The 14,241-nt window shown below is 62.6% G+C and carries 14 protein-coding genes; 8 read left to right on the top strand and 6 right to left on the bottom strand.

The window, feature by feature from the left end; genetic code table 11:
* Positions 1-60 precede the first annotated feature (60 nt).
* Entirely contained in the window at positions 61-540 is a 480-nt protein-coding gene (locus FS767_RS13345) for a glycine zipper domain-containing protein (protein ID WP_144966140.1), read from the top strand.
* 50 nt (positions 541-590) lie between these two features.
* On the opposite strand, the gene FS767_RS13340 is transcribed toward FS767_RS13345, so the two are convergent.
* From FS767_RS13340 to hslO, 3 genes are all read right to left on the bottom strand, one after another.
* A complete protein-coding gene (locus tag FS767_RS13340; protein ID WP_144966138.1) occupies positions 591-1,028 on the bottom strand; it encodes a thioesterase family protein in 438 nt (145 codons plus the stop codon).
* Positions 1,029-1,339: 311 nt separating this feature from the next.
* Positions 1,340-2,881, bottom strand: a complete 1,542-nt coding sequence (locus tag FS767_RS13335) for a phosphoenolpyruvate carboxykinase (RefSeq protein ID WP_144966136.1) — start codon at positions 2,879-2,881, stop codon at positions 1,340-1,342.
* A gap of 179 nt (positions 2,882-3,060) precedes the next feature.
* Entirely contained in the window at positions 3,061-3,960 is a 900-nt protein-coding gene (gene hslO / locus FS767_RS13325) for an Hsp33 family molecular chaperone HslO (protein WP_144966134.1), read from the bottom strand.
* A gap of 105 nt (positions 3,961-4,065) precedes the next feature.
* Here hslO and FS767_RS13320 point away from each other — a divergent pair, with 105 nt between their 5' ends.
* Positions 4,066-4,860 carry a phosphatase PAP2 family protein gene (locus FS767_RS13320; RefSeq protein ID WP_144966133.1) on the top strand — a complete coding sequence of 265 codons (795 nt, stop codon included), beginning with the start codon at positions 4,066-4,068 and terminating at the stop codon, positions 4,858-4,860.
* A gap of 24 nt (positions 4,861-4,884) precedes the next feature.
* Here FS767_RS13320 and FS767_RS13315 read toward each other — a convergent pair whose 3' ends face one another.
* Positions 4,885-5,286, bottom strand: a complete 402-nt coding sequence (locus FS767_RS13315; protein WP_058604726.1) for an RNA-binding S4 domain-containing protein — start codon at positions 5,284-5,286, stop codon at positions 4,885-4,887.
* A gap of 109 nt (positions 5,287-5,395) precedes the next feature.
* Here FS767_RS13315 and FS767_RS13310 point away from each other — a divergent pair, with 109 nt between their 5' ends.
* Positions 5,396-5,878, top strand: a complete 483-nt coding sequence (locus tag FS767_RS13310) for an ATP-dependent zinc protease (protein ID WP_023535750.1) — start codon at positions 5,396-5,398, stop codon at positions 5,876-5,878.
* Positions 5,875-6,780, top strand: coding sequence for a 30S ribosomal protein S6--L-glutamate ligase (rimK, locus tag FS767_RS13305; protein ID WP_027914119.1), 906 nt, complete (start codon positions 5,875-5,877; stop codon positions 6,778-6,780). The genes FS767_RS13310 and rimK overlap by 4 nt, the downstream gene beginning before the upstream one ends.
* A gap of 84 nt (positions 6,781-6,864) precedes the next feature.
* On the opposite strand, the gene FS767_RS13300 is transcribed toward rimK, so the two are convergent.
* The gene (locus FS767_RS13300; protein ID WP_144966131.1) at positions 6,865-8,178 is read right to left on the bottom strand and encodes an ATP-binding protein; all 1,314 of its coding nucleotides are present in this window, start codon (positions 8,176-8,178) and stop codon (positions 6,865-6,867) included.
* Between the two features lie 13 nt (positions 8,179-8,191).
* The gene (gene ompR / locus FS767_RS13295) at positions 8,192-8,932 is read right to left on the bottom strand and encodes a two-component system response regulator OmpR (protein WP_058637080.1); all 741 of its coding nucleotides are present in this window, start codon (positions 8,930-8,932) and stop codon (positions 8,192-8,194) included.
* A gap of 216 nt (positions 8,933-9,148) precedes the next feature.
* Between ompR and FS767_RS13290 the strand changes: the two genes are divergently transcribed.
* The 4 genes from FS767_RS13290 (at position 9,149) to FS767_RS13275 (ending at position 14,220) form a co-directional block, all read left to right on the top strand.
* The gene (locus tag FS767_RS13290; protein WP_144966128.1) at positions 9,149-11,473 is read left to right on the top strand and encodes a Tex family protein; all 2,325 of its coding nucleotides are present in this window, start codon (positions 9,149-9,151) and stop codon (positions 11,471-11,473) included.
* Entirely contained in the window at positions 11,473-11,856 is a 384-nt protein-coding gene (locus tag FS767_RS13285) for a PaaI family thioesterase (protein ID WP_058604722.1), read from the top strand. The genes FS767_RS13290 and FS767_RS13285 overlap by 1 nt, the downstream gene beginning before the upstream one ends.
* A gap of 139 nt (positions 11,857-11,995) precedes the next feature.
* Positions 11,996-13,588, top strand: a complete 1,593-nt coding sequence (gene gshA / locus FS767_RS13280; protein ID WP_144966126.1) for a glutamate--cysteine ligase — start codon at positions 11,996-11,998, stop codon at positions 13,586-13,588.
* Positions 13,588-14,220 carry a TetR/AcrR family transcriptional regulator gene (locus tag FS767_RS13275; protein WP_058604720.1) on the top strand — a complete coding sequence of 211 codons (633 nt, stop codon included), beginning with the start codon at positions 13,588-13,590 and terminating at the stop codon, positions 14,218-14,220. The genes gshA and FS767_RS13275 overlap by 1 nt, the downstream gene beginning before the upstream one ends.
* The last annotated feature ends 21 nt before the right edge of the window (positions 14,221-14,241 follow it).

The following is a 14,241-nucleotide window of genomic DNA, read 5'->3' as shown; positions in this document are numbered from 1 at the left end:
ATTGCCACTGGATGCAGATAGAAGCACATTCGCCTCGTCATCCCTCTGAGGCTCTCTTGAATGAAGAAGTACTCCTCGATTCTGTTGTTGTCTTTTGGCTTGCTCAGCGGCGTTGCCATGGCAGGCAGCTCCACCGAGGCCGGCATTGGCGGCGCATTGGGTGGGGTACTGGGCTCAGTCGTAGGCCAGTCCATTGGTGGTAGCACTGGCGGCGCCATTGGCGCAGGCCTGGGCGGCGCCGCCGGCAGTGCGGTCGGCGCCGACAAGCGTCAGCGCGGCGAAGCGGCCATCGGCGGTGCGCTCGGCGCAGCAGGTGGCAACGTAGTAGGCCGTAGCGTTGGTGGCACCACCGGCAGCTACATTGGTGCAGCCGCTGGCGGTGGCGCAGGCGGTGCCCTGGGCAACTACATGGGCAACAAGGCCGATCAGGATGATCGCCGCGACCATCGCCGCTACCGCCGCGACTACGACGACCGTCGTCACTGGGACCGTGGTCACCATTATGGCCACCGCAAGCACGGCCGCCATCGCCACCCTTGATGAGTCAGGGTAGCCGCTGCGCACAGAACCCCGCCTTGATGGCGGGGTTTTTATTGAGCCCGCTCTGCAAGCGCCGCTAACCTCGCCGCCAATTGCGCCGGTAGCGTTACCGGCTGGCCACTGGCTCGGTCAATGAATACCTGCACCACCGTCCCCGCCGCACAAGCCTGGGCCTCACCAGGGCGATAGAGCGCCAGCCGGTACTCCACGGTGCTCCCAGCCAGACGCGTCACCCCCAGCGCCACCTCCAGTACGTCCGGAAAGCCCGGCAGGGCATAGAAGTCTGCCGCCGAGCTGACCACGAACGCCGCCAGTTCGCCGTCGCGCAGGTCCAGTTCCGCGTGTTCAATCAGAAAAGACTGGATGGCCGTTTCAAAGTACGCATGCACGGTCGAGCCGGCGATATGGCCGTTGGCGTCGTTGTCTTGCGCGCGGGTCAGGATCGGATGTACGTGGGAAAAGGCAGTGCGCTGGGGAGGCTGGATCATCGGACGGGCTCGCGGCTTCACATTGGGTGTACACAGTGAACCAGAAAATGAGCCGCTTGATCGAATTAACCCTTTTGAAGCCCCCAGCAAAAAGCCGCCCCGAAGGACTAATGCTGTTCACTTAAGATCGTTGGGGCCGTTTCACGGCCCATCGCGGCACAAGGCCGCTCCCACCCTGACTGCGTGGCGCTTGAGTTAAGGGCTCACAGGACAGTGTGGGAGCGGCCTTGTGCCGCGACGGGTCGCGAAGCGGCCCCAAGTGAACAGCATTAGCCCCGAAGGGCGGCTCTTTTACTACAACCTGCTTCAGCTTACAGCTGAGGACCCGCAGCCTTGATGGCGTCGGATACATCGAACTTCTTGAAGTTTTCGATGAACAGGTTGGCCAGGCCTTTGGCGGCTTCGTCGTAGGCAGCCTTGTCAGCCCAGTTGGTGCGCGGGTTGAGCAGGTCAGTCTCGACGCCTGGTACCGACTTCGGCACGTCCAGGTTGATGATGTCCAGGTGCTCGGTTTCAGCACCGACCAACGCGCCGCCCTGGATGGCAGCGATCACGGCACGGGTGGTCGGAATGCTGAAGCGCTTGCCCACACCGTAGCCACCGCCCGTCCAGCCGGTGTTGACCAGGTAGACCTTGGAGTTGAAGCCGTTGATGCGCTTGATCAGCAGCTCGGCGTACTCACCAGCAGGGCGCGGGAAGAACGGCGCGCCGAAGCAGGTGGAGAAGGTCGACTTGATGCCGCCGCCCGAGCCCATTTCGGTGGAACCGACCAGCGCGGTGTAGCCGGACAGGAAGTGGTAGGCCGCCTGCTCGTTGTTCAGGATCGATACGGGCGGCAGTACGCCAGTCAGGTCGCAGGTCAGGAAGATGACCGCGTTCGGCTCGCCACCCAGGTTAGCCTCGGAGCGCTTGGCCACGTGTTCCAGCGGGTAGGCGGCGCGGCTGTTCTGGGTCAGGCTGACGTCGCTGTAATCGGCGTGCTTGTTGGCATCGAGCACGACGTTTTCCAGGACGGCGCCATGCTTGATGGCTTTCCAGATGACCGGCTCGTTCTTCTCGGACAGGTCGATGCACTTGGCGTAGCAGCCACCTTCCATGTTGAAGACGACACCTTCACCCCAACCGTGCTCGTCGTCACCGATCAGGTAACGGCTCTCGTCGGCCGACAGCGTGGTCTTGCCGGTGCCGGACAAACCGAAGAACAAGGTGACATCACCCTCTTCGCCGATGTTGGCCGCGCAGTGCATTGGCAGTACGTCGGCAGCCGGCAGCAGGAAGTTCTGTACCGAGAACATGGCTTTCTTCATTTCGCCAGCGTAACGCATGCCAGCGATCAGCACTTTCTTCTGGGCGAAGTTGATGATCACGCAACCATCGGAGTTGGTGCCATCACGCTCAGGCTCGCAGACGAAGTTGGCGACGTTGAGGATCTGCCACTCGCCACGGCCAGCCGGGTTGAACTGCTCCGGGTTGATGAATAGGCAACGCCCGAACAGGTTCTGCCAGGCTGTCTGGGTCGTCATCTTGACCGGCAGGTAGTGCTCGGCCGCCGCCCCTACGTGGACGTAGGAAACGAAGTGATCCTGGGCGTTGTTGAACGCCTCGACGCGGTCCCACAGGGCATCGAACTTGTCGGCCGGGAACTTGCGATTGATCGGGCCCCAGGCGATGGCGTCCTGGGTGGAAGGTTCTTCGACGATGAAACGGTCAGCCGGGGAACGGCCGGTACGGTGGCCGGTCTCCACGACCAGTGCACCCGTGTCGGCTAGTACACCTTCACCGCGTTGCAGCGCTTCTTTTACCAGCTCATCGACGCTCAGGTCGGTGTACACGGTGTTGTTGGCTTGCGTCATGAGATACCCCATCCGGCCCGAGGCCGAGTGCTCCAAACGTTTTGTAGTCGTTTCAGAAAAACTACTACAGCGAAAAAAGTGGCCGGATTATGCCAGAAACGCCCAAAAAAAGTAGGCCCCTCCTGTCAGAACCGAGCTTTTGCGCAATTCGACAGGAGAATCTCCTGTAGTGAAACGTTTCAGTGAAGAGTTTCTGAGGCTGAGTCCGTGCCGCCGCCCGCAAAGAGCTGTGCGACATCGCTGGCATCGAAGAAATACCGCTCATTGCAGAACTGGCAGTCGATCTCCACAGTACCCCCGCATTCCTCTACCAACGCCTTGGCATCGGCTTCACCCAGGCTTACCAGCGCATTGCCGGAACGCTCGCGCGAGCAGCTGCAGTTGAAGCGCAGGGGCTGGACGTCGAACAGGCGCACGGCATCTTCGTGGTACAGGCGGTGCAGCAGGGTTTCGTTGGCTTCGGCCCACTCTTGCGGCTTGAGGGTCTTGGCCAGGGCCACTACATGCTGCCAGCTATCTTCACGTTCCTCGTCGTCGGGCTGACGGTCGCGCGGCAGTTGCTGCAGCAGCAGGCCACGGGCCTTGCCCCCCTCGGCGTGCAGCCAGAACCGAGTGTTCAGCTGCTGGGATTGCACGAAGTAGTTGGTGAAGCATTCCGAGAGGTCGGCACCGTCGAGCTCGACAGTGCCCTGGTAGCGCTGGCCCCTGACCGGATCGATGGTCAGCGTCAGGTGCCCACCTGGCATCAGCTCGGACAGGGTGGCATCGGCTGCAATCTGGTCGGCCTCGTAGCGGGCCATGCCGCGGATGTCTCGGTCCCCGGAGCACTCGACCATCAGCAATGGAATAGGCCCTGCCGAGCGCGCCTGCAGGATCAGCAGGCCGTCGAACTTGAGGGCACCGACCAGCAGCGCGGTGGCGGCCATCAGCTCGCCGAGCAAGGTCTTGACCGGCGCCGGGTACTCGTGACGCGCCAACACCGCGGCGTAGCTGTCATCGAGAGACACCCACTCGCCGCGCACATCGCGCTCGTCGAAGATGAAACGTTGGGTGAAATCTGTATCTGGCAAATCGCTCATGGTTGTCTGGCTATCTGAAAATAATGACAAGATAATTGCCGGGATTTGCAATCCCGTCGTCGAGCGTTTCGGGCGCTCATTCCCGTTAGGAGATCGAGGTATCTTATGGACAATCGACCACTGTTCCAAGCGAGGTGGTCCTGGGGGCCATTGGTAGCCTGTACGCTACTGCCCATCGCACTACTGTGTTTCTGGTTATGGCCTGTTGGCCAGATGCTGTGCCTGGCATTCGACGAATGGCTGTTCCACAGCCTCAACGCACCGCTGGCTGAAAGCACCGCCTGGCGCTACATCTGGACCGTCGGCAGCCTGCGCCCGTTCGACATCGTCGTCGGCCTGATCCTGCTGGCCACGCTGATCCGGGGTGACTGGGTATTCAAGGCCGCCCAGGTTCGCCAGGCATTTTTCGGCTTTCTGGTCACGCTACTGCTCTTAGTGGTGATTCGAGCACTGTTTTCCAAGTGGGTCGACGCTGCCGGTTGGCAACACAACAGCCCGTCGATGATGCTCGATGGCGCCGTGCACCTGAGTGACTACTACCCACACCTGGAGGCAACCTGGGAGCTCAAGGACCGTTCCAGCAAGAGCTTCCCGGGCGATCATGCTTCGGTACTGCTCATCTGGGCGCTGTTCATGAGCGTCTTCAGTCGCCGCGTCGGGCAGTACCTGGTGATCTGGGGGCTGGCGGTGCTGTTCATGCTGCCACGCCTGGTCGCTGGCGCACACTGGGGGCAGGATGATTACATCGGCGGCCTGTTGATGGCGGTGCTGGCTCTGGGCTGGAGCCTGTACACGCCCCTGGCGGCCAGAAGCAGTGCTGCGCTGGTGCGCTGGACCGCCCCGCTGTTCAGGCTGCTGGGCAGGTTGCCGTTGGTCGGTCGGATGGCCGTGCTGCGCTAAGCCTGGGCCGCCTGGCGGCCCCGGCTACTCGAAGCTTCCGTGCAATTGATGTATCTGGCGGCGCTGCTTCTTGGTCGGCCGCCCATCGGTGGTGACACCGGTGGCACCGGCCTTGCGCAGCGCCGCAGCCTGCTCGCGCCGGCGCACGCTTTCTTCGGTTTCTTCATACAGGGCCTGCGCTTGCGGTGCACCGCGGCGCACCGCCGACAGCGCTTTCACCACCACCGTGCGCTCGTCGAAGCCCGTACGCAGGACGAATTCATCGCCCACCCGCGGCTCCTTGCCCGGTTTGCATCGCTCGCCACGGCAATGCACCTTGCCACTTTCGATGGCCGCCTTGGCCAGCGCACGCGTCTTGTAGAAACGCGCCGCCCACAGCCATTTGTCCAGGCGAACCTTGTCGTCATCTTCGACTTTCTGTGCCATCCCGATACCTCGAATTCCGTGATTGGGGGAACTGTACTACCGTAAGCATCGGATGCAAAAATTCCCCGCCATGCTTACAGTTCACTCTCTCATCCGCTGGGTGCGTTTCGTGAAGACATTTGATCATCTGACTGTAATTGGCCTGCGGGAATGGGTAGCCTTGCCCGAGCTGGGCGTGGCAGGGCTACGCGCCAAGATCGACACCGGCGCCAGCACCTCCAGCCTGCATGCCACCGAGATAGAACCTTTCGAACGCAATGGCCAGCCGTGGGTCCGATTCACTGCGCACCTGGGTTCGATCGTGCAATTGCGTCACCGCCGCTGCGAGGCGCCGCTGGTGAGCATGAAAACCATTCGAAGCTCCAATGGCCACGCCCAAACCCGTTATGTCATTCGCACCACGCTCGCGTTGGGTGACAGGGTATGGGCCGTCGAATTTACCCTGGCTTGCCGCAAGAGCATGCGTTACCGCCTGTTGCTGGGTTCCAAGGCCCTGATTCACGGCCAGTTGGTCGTCAATCCGGGCCTGAAGTACGTACAAGACAAACCTGCCTTTCCGGCCACCCACACTACCTTGACAGGTGCTGCATGAAGATCGCTGTGCTTTCGCGTAATCCGCGTCTGTATTCCACCCGCCGCCTGGTCGAAGCCGGTACCCAGCGTGGTCACGAGATGGTGGTGATCGATACCCTGCGGGCCTACATGAACATCGCCAGCCACAAGCCGCAGATTCACTACCGCGGCAAGCCACTGGAAGGGTTCGATGCAGTCATCCCGCGCATTGGTGCCTCTGTCACTTTCTATGGCTGCGCTGTGCTGCGCCAGTTCGAAATGATGGGGGTGTACCCGCTCAACGAGTCGGTCGCCATCGCACGTTCGCGCGACAAGCTGCGCTCGTTGCAATTGCTGTCGCGCCGCGGCATTGGCTTGCCGGTAACCGGCTTCGCCCATTCGCCCGATGACATTCCGGACCTGATCCAGATGGTCCACGGCGCCCCGCTGGTGATCAAGGTCCTCGAGGGCACCCAAGGCATTGGCGTGGTGCTGTGCGAAACCACCAAGGCAGCCGAATCTGTGATCGAAGCCTTCATGGGGCTCAAGCAGAACATCATGGTCCAGGAGTACATCAAGGAAGCCGGTGGCGCTGATATCCGCTGCTTCGTGGTGGGTGACAAGGTGATCGCGTCGATGAAACGCCAGGCCAAACCCGGCGAGTTTCGCTCCAACCTGCACCGTGGCGGGGTTGCCAGCCTGATCAAGATCACTCCGGAAGAGCGCATGACGGCCATTCGCGCAGCCAAGGTGATGGGCTTGAGTGTGGCCGGCGTCGACATTCTGCGCTCCAACCACGGCCCACTGGTGATGGAGGTCAACTCGTCACCAGGGCTGGAGGGCATCGAGGTAACTACCGGCAAGGACGTAGCCGGCATGATCTTCGAACATTTGGAGAAAAACGGCGGGCCCAACCAGACCCGAACCAAGGGCAAGGGCTGATCGCCCCGCTGGCCGCCTGCCGTGCCAGCCTGCTTCCTCGGTGGCTGATCGGCCCCTTGGAAGCGCGCCAGGTCAGACTTGCGATCAGACAGCGTTGCGCGGCAACAGCAGCCCCAAGGGTAACCGTACCCGCGCTTCGATACCGCCCCCGGAACGATTGCGCAGCTCGACGTTGCCGCCATGCTGGGCGGCGATTCGCTTGACGATGGCCAGGCCCAGCCCGGTGCCTTTGCCGCCTCGAGCACGGTCACCCCGAATGAACGGGTTGAAGATGGTCTCGAGCTCGGATTCGTCGATCCCTGCCCCTCGGTCAAGCACGCTCAGCACCACATACGGGGCGCTTTCGTCCCCCGAGACATAGGCTGCAACCTCGACGCCCTTGCCCGCATGGTGCAGGGCATTGCCAATCAGGTTGCCCAGCATGCGCTTGAGCGATACCCGGCGCAGTGGAAACGGCGGTATGGGCTCCAGGCACAAGCGAACACGTTCCTCGGGCTGGTTGTAGGGTGCGACCACTTCACGCACCAACGCGCCAAGATCGACTTCTTCAAGGGGCTCGTCCCGCCCGTCGCGAATGAACGCCAGGAACTGATCGAGAATGGCGTCCATGTCTTCGATATCGCGCACCATGTCGTCGCTCAGCTCACTGTCGCTGCCGAGCAAGGACAGTGAAAGCCTCAGCCGGGTCAGCGGGGTACGCAAGTCGTGGGACACGCCAGCCAGCATCAACTCGCGCTCGCGCCCGGCTTGCTCGACATCCTCGGCCATCTGGTTGAAAGCTTTGTACACCTCGGTCATTTCGCTGGGCGTGTCGCTGATCGGCAGGCGCACACTGCGCCCCTGGCCAAGCTGGCGCGCGGCGAACACCAGGCGTTTGAGCGGCTGGTTCAACTGACGCACGAATATCCAGGCTGAGGCAGTGGACAGCAAGCCAATGGCCAGGAACCAGCCCAGCACGTTCCAGATTTTCTGCCCGCGCAACGGGTGCGGGTACAACGGCACTTTCAGCCAGCCCGGACCCAGGCTAGGCGCGTTGACCCACAAGGCAGGCGGTGCATGGATGCGCAGCCGTACCTCGGTGTCCTCGCCAAGCTCGGCCTGCATCTGCCGTTGGTAGATTTCGCTGTAGGGCCAGTGCTGCTCGCCCTCCGGTACGCCAGCACCGGTTACCCGGATCAGGCCTGCCGCCTCGGCGATCTGGTCACGGTTCTCTTCATCGGCCGCCCAATAGGCGCGCAAGGTCAATGCCACGCCGTGGCTGTACTGCCGATCGACCAAAACGTCCTCGTTCATCAGCAGGTAGACCAGGGTCAACGCCTTGGAGAACAGAACGACGATCAGCACCAGCCACAAGGTGCGCGCGAAGAAACTCTGCGGAAACCACAGCGGCGTCTTCATCTAGACAGCAGCGTCATTTGCCGGCGTTTCCATCCGGTACGAACACATAGCCCACACCCCATACCGTCTGGATGTAGCGCGGTTTGGACGGGTCTGGCTCGATCATGCGGCGCAGGCGCGAGATCTGTACGTCGATGGAGCGCTCCAGCGCGTCCCATTCACGCCCGCGTGCCAGGTTCATGAGTTTGTCGCGGGTCAACGGTTCGCGGGCATGCATCACCAGGGCCTTGAGCACGGCGAATTCGCCCGTGGTGAGCATGTGCACTTCGTCGCCACGCTTGAGTTCGCGGGTGGCCAGGGACAGCTCGTAGTCGCCGAAGGTGACCGACTCGTCCTCGCTGCCCGGCGCACCGGGTACCGAAGGCGCCTGGCGGCGCAGCACGGCCTTGACCCGGGCCATCAGCTCGTCGGGGTTGAACGGCTTGCCGAGGTAGTCGTCGGCGCCCAGTTCCAGGCCCTTGATGCGGCTGAGCTCGTCACCCTTGGCCGTGAGCATGATGATGGGGATCTGGTTGTTCTGTTGGCGCAGGCGCTTGCAGGCGGACAAGCCGTCTTCGCCCGGCAGCATCAGGTCGAGCACCACCAGGTTGAACACTTCACGCTGGAGCAGGCGGTCCATCTGCTCGGTGTTGGGGACCGCGCGGGCACGATAACCCTTGCTGGTGAAGAAACGTTCAAGCAGGCTGCTGAGCCCTGGATCGTCATCGACGATCAGAATTTTTTCACCTTCAGCGGTAGTTGGCGTGCCGGTCATGAATTACTCCTCTGGTATCGCTGCGCATTATGGCGTAGCCGCTGCAACGCGTGCCGTGAGCATTGTTAGCAGATTTTTCCCGGGACGCCACTTCCAACTGGCGCCAGGCCATCACCGCAAGCCGTTTGCGATGGGTATAATGCGCCGCTTTCATCCAGCGCCGCCGGGCGAAAGGCCCACCGGCGACTCCGTATTCAAGAACGTCAGGTGGTTTACATGGACAGCATCAACAGCCGTATCGCCGAGGAACTGGGCGTACGCTCACAACAGGTCGAGGCGGCCGTGGGCCTGTTGGACGAAGGCTCTACCGTGCCTTTCATCGCCCGTTACCGCAAAGAGGTGACCGGCAGCCTGGACGACACCCAGCTGCGCCACCTGGAAGAGCGCCTGCGCTACTTGCGCGAGCTCGACGAGCGCCGCATCAGCATCCTTGCCAGCATCGAGGAGCAAGGCAAGCTGACGCCGGAACTGGCGCGCGAGATCAAGCTGGCCGACACCAAGACGCGCCTCGAAGACCTCTACCTGCCCTACAAGCAAAAGCGCCGCACCAAGGGCCAGATCGCCCTGGAAGCTGGCCTGGGCGAGCTGGCCGACAGCCTGTTCGCCGACCCGTCCCTGGCCCCGGAAAGCGAAGCGGCGCGCTTTGTCAGCGCCGACAAGGGCGTGGCAGACGTCAAGGCTGCGCTGGAAGGAGCCAAGTACATCCTCATGGAGCGTTTCGCCGAAGATGCAGCCCTGCTCGACAAACTGCGCAGCTTCCTCAAGCAGGAGGCGGTGCTCAGCGCGCGCGTGGTGCCCGGCAAGGAAGAAGAAGGCGCCAAGTTCCGCGACTACTTCGCCCATGACGAGCTGCTGCGCAGCGCGCCGTCGCACCGCGCGCTGGCGATCTTCCGCGGGCGCAACGAAGGCGTGCTCAACGCCTCGCTGAAAGTGGGCGAAGAGCTGCCGGGTACCCTGCACCCGTGCGAATTGATGATCGGTGAGCACGTCGGCATCGAGAACCGCGGCCGCGCGGCCGATAAATGGCTGGGCGAAGTGGTGCGCTGGACCTGGAAGGTCAAGCTCTACACCCACCTGGAGACCGACCTGTTCGGGGAACTGCGCGACAATGCCGAGGGTGAGGCAATCAACGTCTTCGCCCACAACCTGCATGACCTGCTGCTGGCAGCGCCTGCTGGCCCGCGCGCCACACTGGGCTTCGACCCTGGCCTGCGCACAGGCTGCAAGATCGCCGTGGTCGATGCCACTGGCAAGCTGCTCGACTACACCACCGTGTATCCCCATGCCCCCAGAAACGAATGGGACCGCACGCTTTCGGTGATGGCTGCGCTGTGCGCCAAGCATTCGGTCGAGCTCATCGCCATCGGCAATGGCACCGCCAGCCGCGAGAGCGACAAGCTGGTGGCTGACCTGGTCAAGCAGTACCCTGCCCTGAAGATCACCAAGGTCATGGTCTCCGAAGCCGGCGCCTCGGTGTACTCGGCATCGGAGCTGGCGGCCCGGGAATTTCCCGACCTGGATGTATCGATCCGTGGCGCGGTCTCGATTGCACGTCGCCTGCAGGATCCACTGGCCGAGCTGGTCAAGATCGATCCCAAGTCCATCGGCGTGGGCCAGTACCAGCACGACGTGTCGCAAGTGAAGCTGGCACGCGGCCTCGACGCCGTCGTCGAGGATTGCGTGAACGCCGTCGGCGTGGACGTGAACACCGCGTCGGTCGCCCTGCTCACGCGTATTTCGGGGTTGAACACCACCCTGGCACAGAACATCGTGGCCCACCGTGATGCCAACGGCCCGTTCGCCACCCGTGCGGCCTTGAAGAAGGTCAGCCGGCTGGGTGAGAAGACCTTCGAGCAGGCCGCAGGCTTCCTGCGCGTGATGAACGGCGACAACCCGCTGGACGCCTCTGCCGTGCACCCCGAAGCCTACCCGCTGGTGCAGCGCATTGCTGCCAATACCGACCGAGACATCCGCTCGCTGATCGGGGACAGCAGTTTCCTCAAGCGCCTGGACCCGAAGAAGTTCACCGACGAAACCTTCGGCCTGCCCACGGTGACCGACATCCTGCAGGAACTGGACAAGCCTGGCCGCGACCCGCGCCCGGAGTTCAAGACGGCCACCTTCCAGGACGGGGTCGAGGACCTCAAGGACCTAGAGCCTGGGATGATCCTGGAAGGCGTGGTGACCAACGTCACCAATTTCGGCGCGTTCGTGGATATCGGCGTGCATCAGGATGGGCTGGTGCACATCTCGGCGCTGTCGGAAAAGTTCGTCAAGGACCCACGCGAAGCGGTCAAGGCTGGCGATGTGGTCAAGGTCAAGGTCATGGAAGTGGACATCCCGCGCAAGCGTGTTGGCCTATCCATGCGCATGAGCGACACGCCGGGCGAAAAGGTCGAAGGCAACCGGGGTGGCGGACGTGGCCAGGGGGGTGGCCGTCAGCAACCGGCGCCCCGTCAGCGCGAGACCGCCACTGCAGCGCCGGCCAACAACGCCATGGCTGCCTTGTTCGCCAACGCCAAGCAGTTGAAGAAGAAGTGATGGACGTGGCGCCGGAGTACGTACAAAGCGCCTTCAGCCAACTGCTGGGCTGCAGCCTGCAACGCCTGGAAGCGGGCGTTGCCGAGGTTAGCCTGGCGGTGGCGCCGCACCTGCGCAACCGTGGCCAGAAGCTTCATGGCGGGGCGATCTTCAGCCTGGTGGACATCGCCATGGGGCTGGCCTGCTCGTCCAGCCACGGCTTCGACCAGCAGAGCGTCACCCTCGAATGCAAGATCAACTACCTGCGCGCCGTCAGCGATGGCGAGGTGCTGTGCACCGCTCGGGTGTTGCACGCAGGAAAGCGCACGCTGGTGGTCGACGCTGACGTAGTCCAGGGCGACAAGCTGGTGGCCAAGGCGCAAGGAACCTTCGTCGCTCTCTAGCTCACAAAGCACTATCTGCGGTAACTTCGGCAGTGCGCGCGCACTGCTGGGGCCGCGGTAAACCAGGCGACAACGCCCGTTCCCTTCCCCCTACCCTTGTAGACCGTCCTCTCTACCCCCATATTGGGGCGACTGACGCGTGAAGGAATACATCTTGAGCACACTCCTCAACCGCCGCCTGAGCTTGCTCGGCGCCAATCTCCCCTTGCTCAAGCAGTGTCTGCACGGCATTGAGCGCGAATGCCTGCGCGTGACAGACAGTGGCCGTCTGGCCCAGACACCGCACCCTGAAGCACTGGGCGCGGCGCTGACCAACGAACAGATCACTACCGATTATTCCGAATCACTGCTTGAATTCATCACCCCCGCGCTGCCTGACGCCGCTGCGGTGCTGGAAAACCTCGAGCAGATTCACAGGTTCGTCTATACCAAGCTGAGCGATGAGTACCTGTGGAGCCCGTCGATGCCGTGTTCGCTGCCGGCTGAAGAAGATATCCCCATCGCCGAGTACGGCACCTCCAACATCGGCAAGCTCAAGCATGTCTATCGCAAGGGCCTGGCCCTGCGCTACGGCCGCACCATGCAGTGCATCGCCGGCATCCATTACAACTTCTCGCTGCCCGAGGCCCTGTGGCCACTGCTGCGCGAAGCCGAAGGCAGCACTGAGAACGAACGGGATTACCAATCGGCCGCCTACATTGCCTTGATCCGCAATTTCCGTCGCTACAGCTGGCTGCTCATGTACCTGTTCGGCGCCTCGCCCGCCTTGGACAAGGGCTTTCTGCGGGGTCGCGCCCATCAGCTCGAAGAGCTCGATGGCGAAACCCTCTACCTGCCCTACGCCACCAGCCTGCGCATGAGCGACCTGGGCTACCAGAGCAATGCCCAGGCGGGCCTGACGCCCTGCTACAACAACCTGGCCAGCTATACCGACAGCCTGCGCAAGGCGGTAGGCACGCCGTACCCACCCTATGTGGAGGTCGGCACCCATGTCGATGGCGAGTGGGTACAGCTGAACACCAACATTCTGCAAATCGAGAACGAGTACTACTCCAACATCCGTCCCAAGCGGGTGACCTACTCAGGCGAGCGCCCAATCCAGGCGCTTACCTCGCGCGGTGTGCAGTACGTGGAGGTGCGCTGCCTGGACATCAACCCGCTCCTGCCGGTGGGCATCGACCTCACCGAGGCACGCTTTCTCGATGCGTTTCTGCTGTTCTGCGCGCTGGACGACAGCCCGCAGCTCAACAACAACGAATGCGGCCAGTGCACCAGCAATTTCCTGAGCGTGGTCAAAGAAGGCCGGCGTCCAGGCCTGAAGTTGCAGCGTGATGGGCAGCCTGTACCTCTCAAAGACTGGGCCAGCGAGTTGATTGCTCAGATCGGTCAATTGGCCAACCTGCTCGACCAGGCCCAGGGCGGGGATGATCACGTCCAGGCCCTGCAAGCCCAGCAGGCGAAAGTCGACGACCCTGAGCTGACCCCATCGGCCCAGGTGTTGGCGCGCATGACCGAGCATGACGAGAGTTTCATCGCGTTCTCGCTGCGGCAAAGTCGTCTGCACGCCCAGACACTGCGCGAGCAGCCCCTGAGCCCCGACCAGCAGCAGGCCTTCGAAACACAGGCACGCGAGTCCCTGGCCAAGCAATCCCAGATGGAACAGGAAGAAGTGGGCGAGTTCGATACCTTCGTGGGCGCCTACCAGGCCAGTATCCTGGCAATCAGCAACTGATGACCCGCAACACCTCAGCGCGCAAGCCACGCGCCAGCAGCCAGGCCCGGATCGAAGCGATCCTGGCAGCTGCCCGCGAGCTCCTGGCAGAGGGCGGGGTGGCTGGCCTGTCGATCTACAGCGTGGCCGAGCGCGCGCAAATCCCGCCGTCGTCGGTCTACCACTTCTTCGCCAGCGTGCCTGCGCTGCTCGAAGCGCTGACTGCCGATGTGCACAGGGTTTTCCGCGAGGCGCTTGGCGCGCCGATCGACAGCAGCACGCTCACCCGCTGGCATGAGCTGTCGCGGTTGATCGAGCAACGCATGCTGGATATCTACAACGGGGATGCCGCTGCGCGGCAGTTGATCCTGGCGCAGCATGGGCTCAGCGAGGTCATGCAGGCCGACCGGCAGCACGACATGGAGCTCGGCGCCCTGATGCACAGGTTGTTCGACCAGCACTTTCATTTGCCGGTGATGCCTGCGGATGTGGATGTGTTCGCCTTGGCCATGGAATTGAGCGATCGGGTGTATGCCCGGTCGATGCAATTGCACGAGACCATCACCCCGCGCATGGCCGAAGAAGGCAAGCGGGTGTTCGAAGCCTACCTGGGCTTGTACCTGCCACCTTTTCTGGTCAAGCGCTCGCACTGAGGGGCCGCAAGGCGGCCCCGT

It is taken from the genome of Pseudomonas sp. DE0010 (genome assembly GCF_007680745.1).
In the GTDB taxonomy this organism is placed as follows: domain Bacteria; phylum Pseudomonadota; class Gammaproteobacteria; order Pseudomonadales; family Pseudomonadaceae; genus Aquipseudomonas; species Aquipseudomonas parafulva_B.
This window is presented reverse-complemented; position numbering and strand designations above follow the sequence as displayed.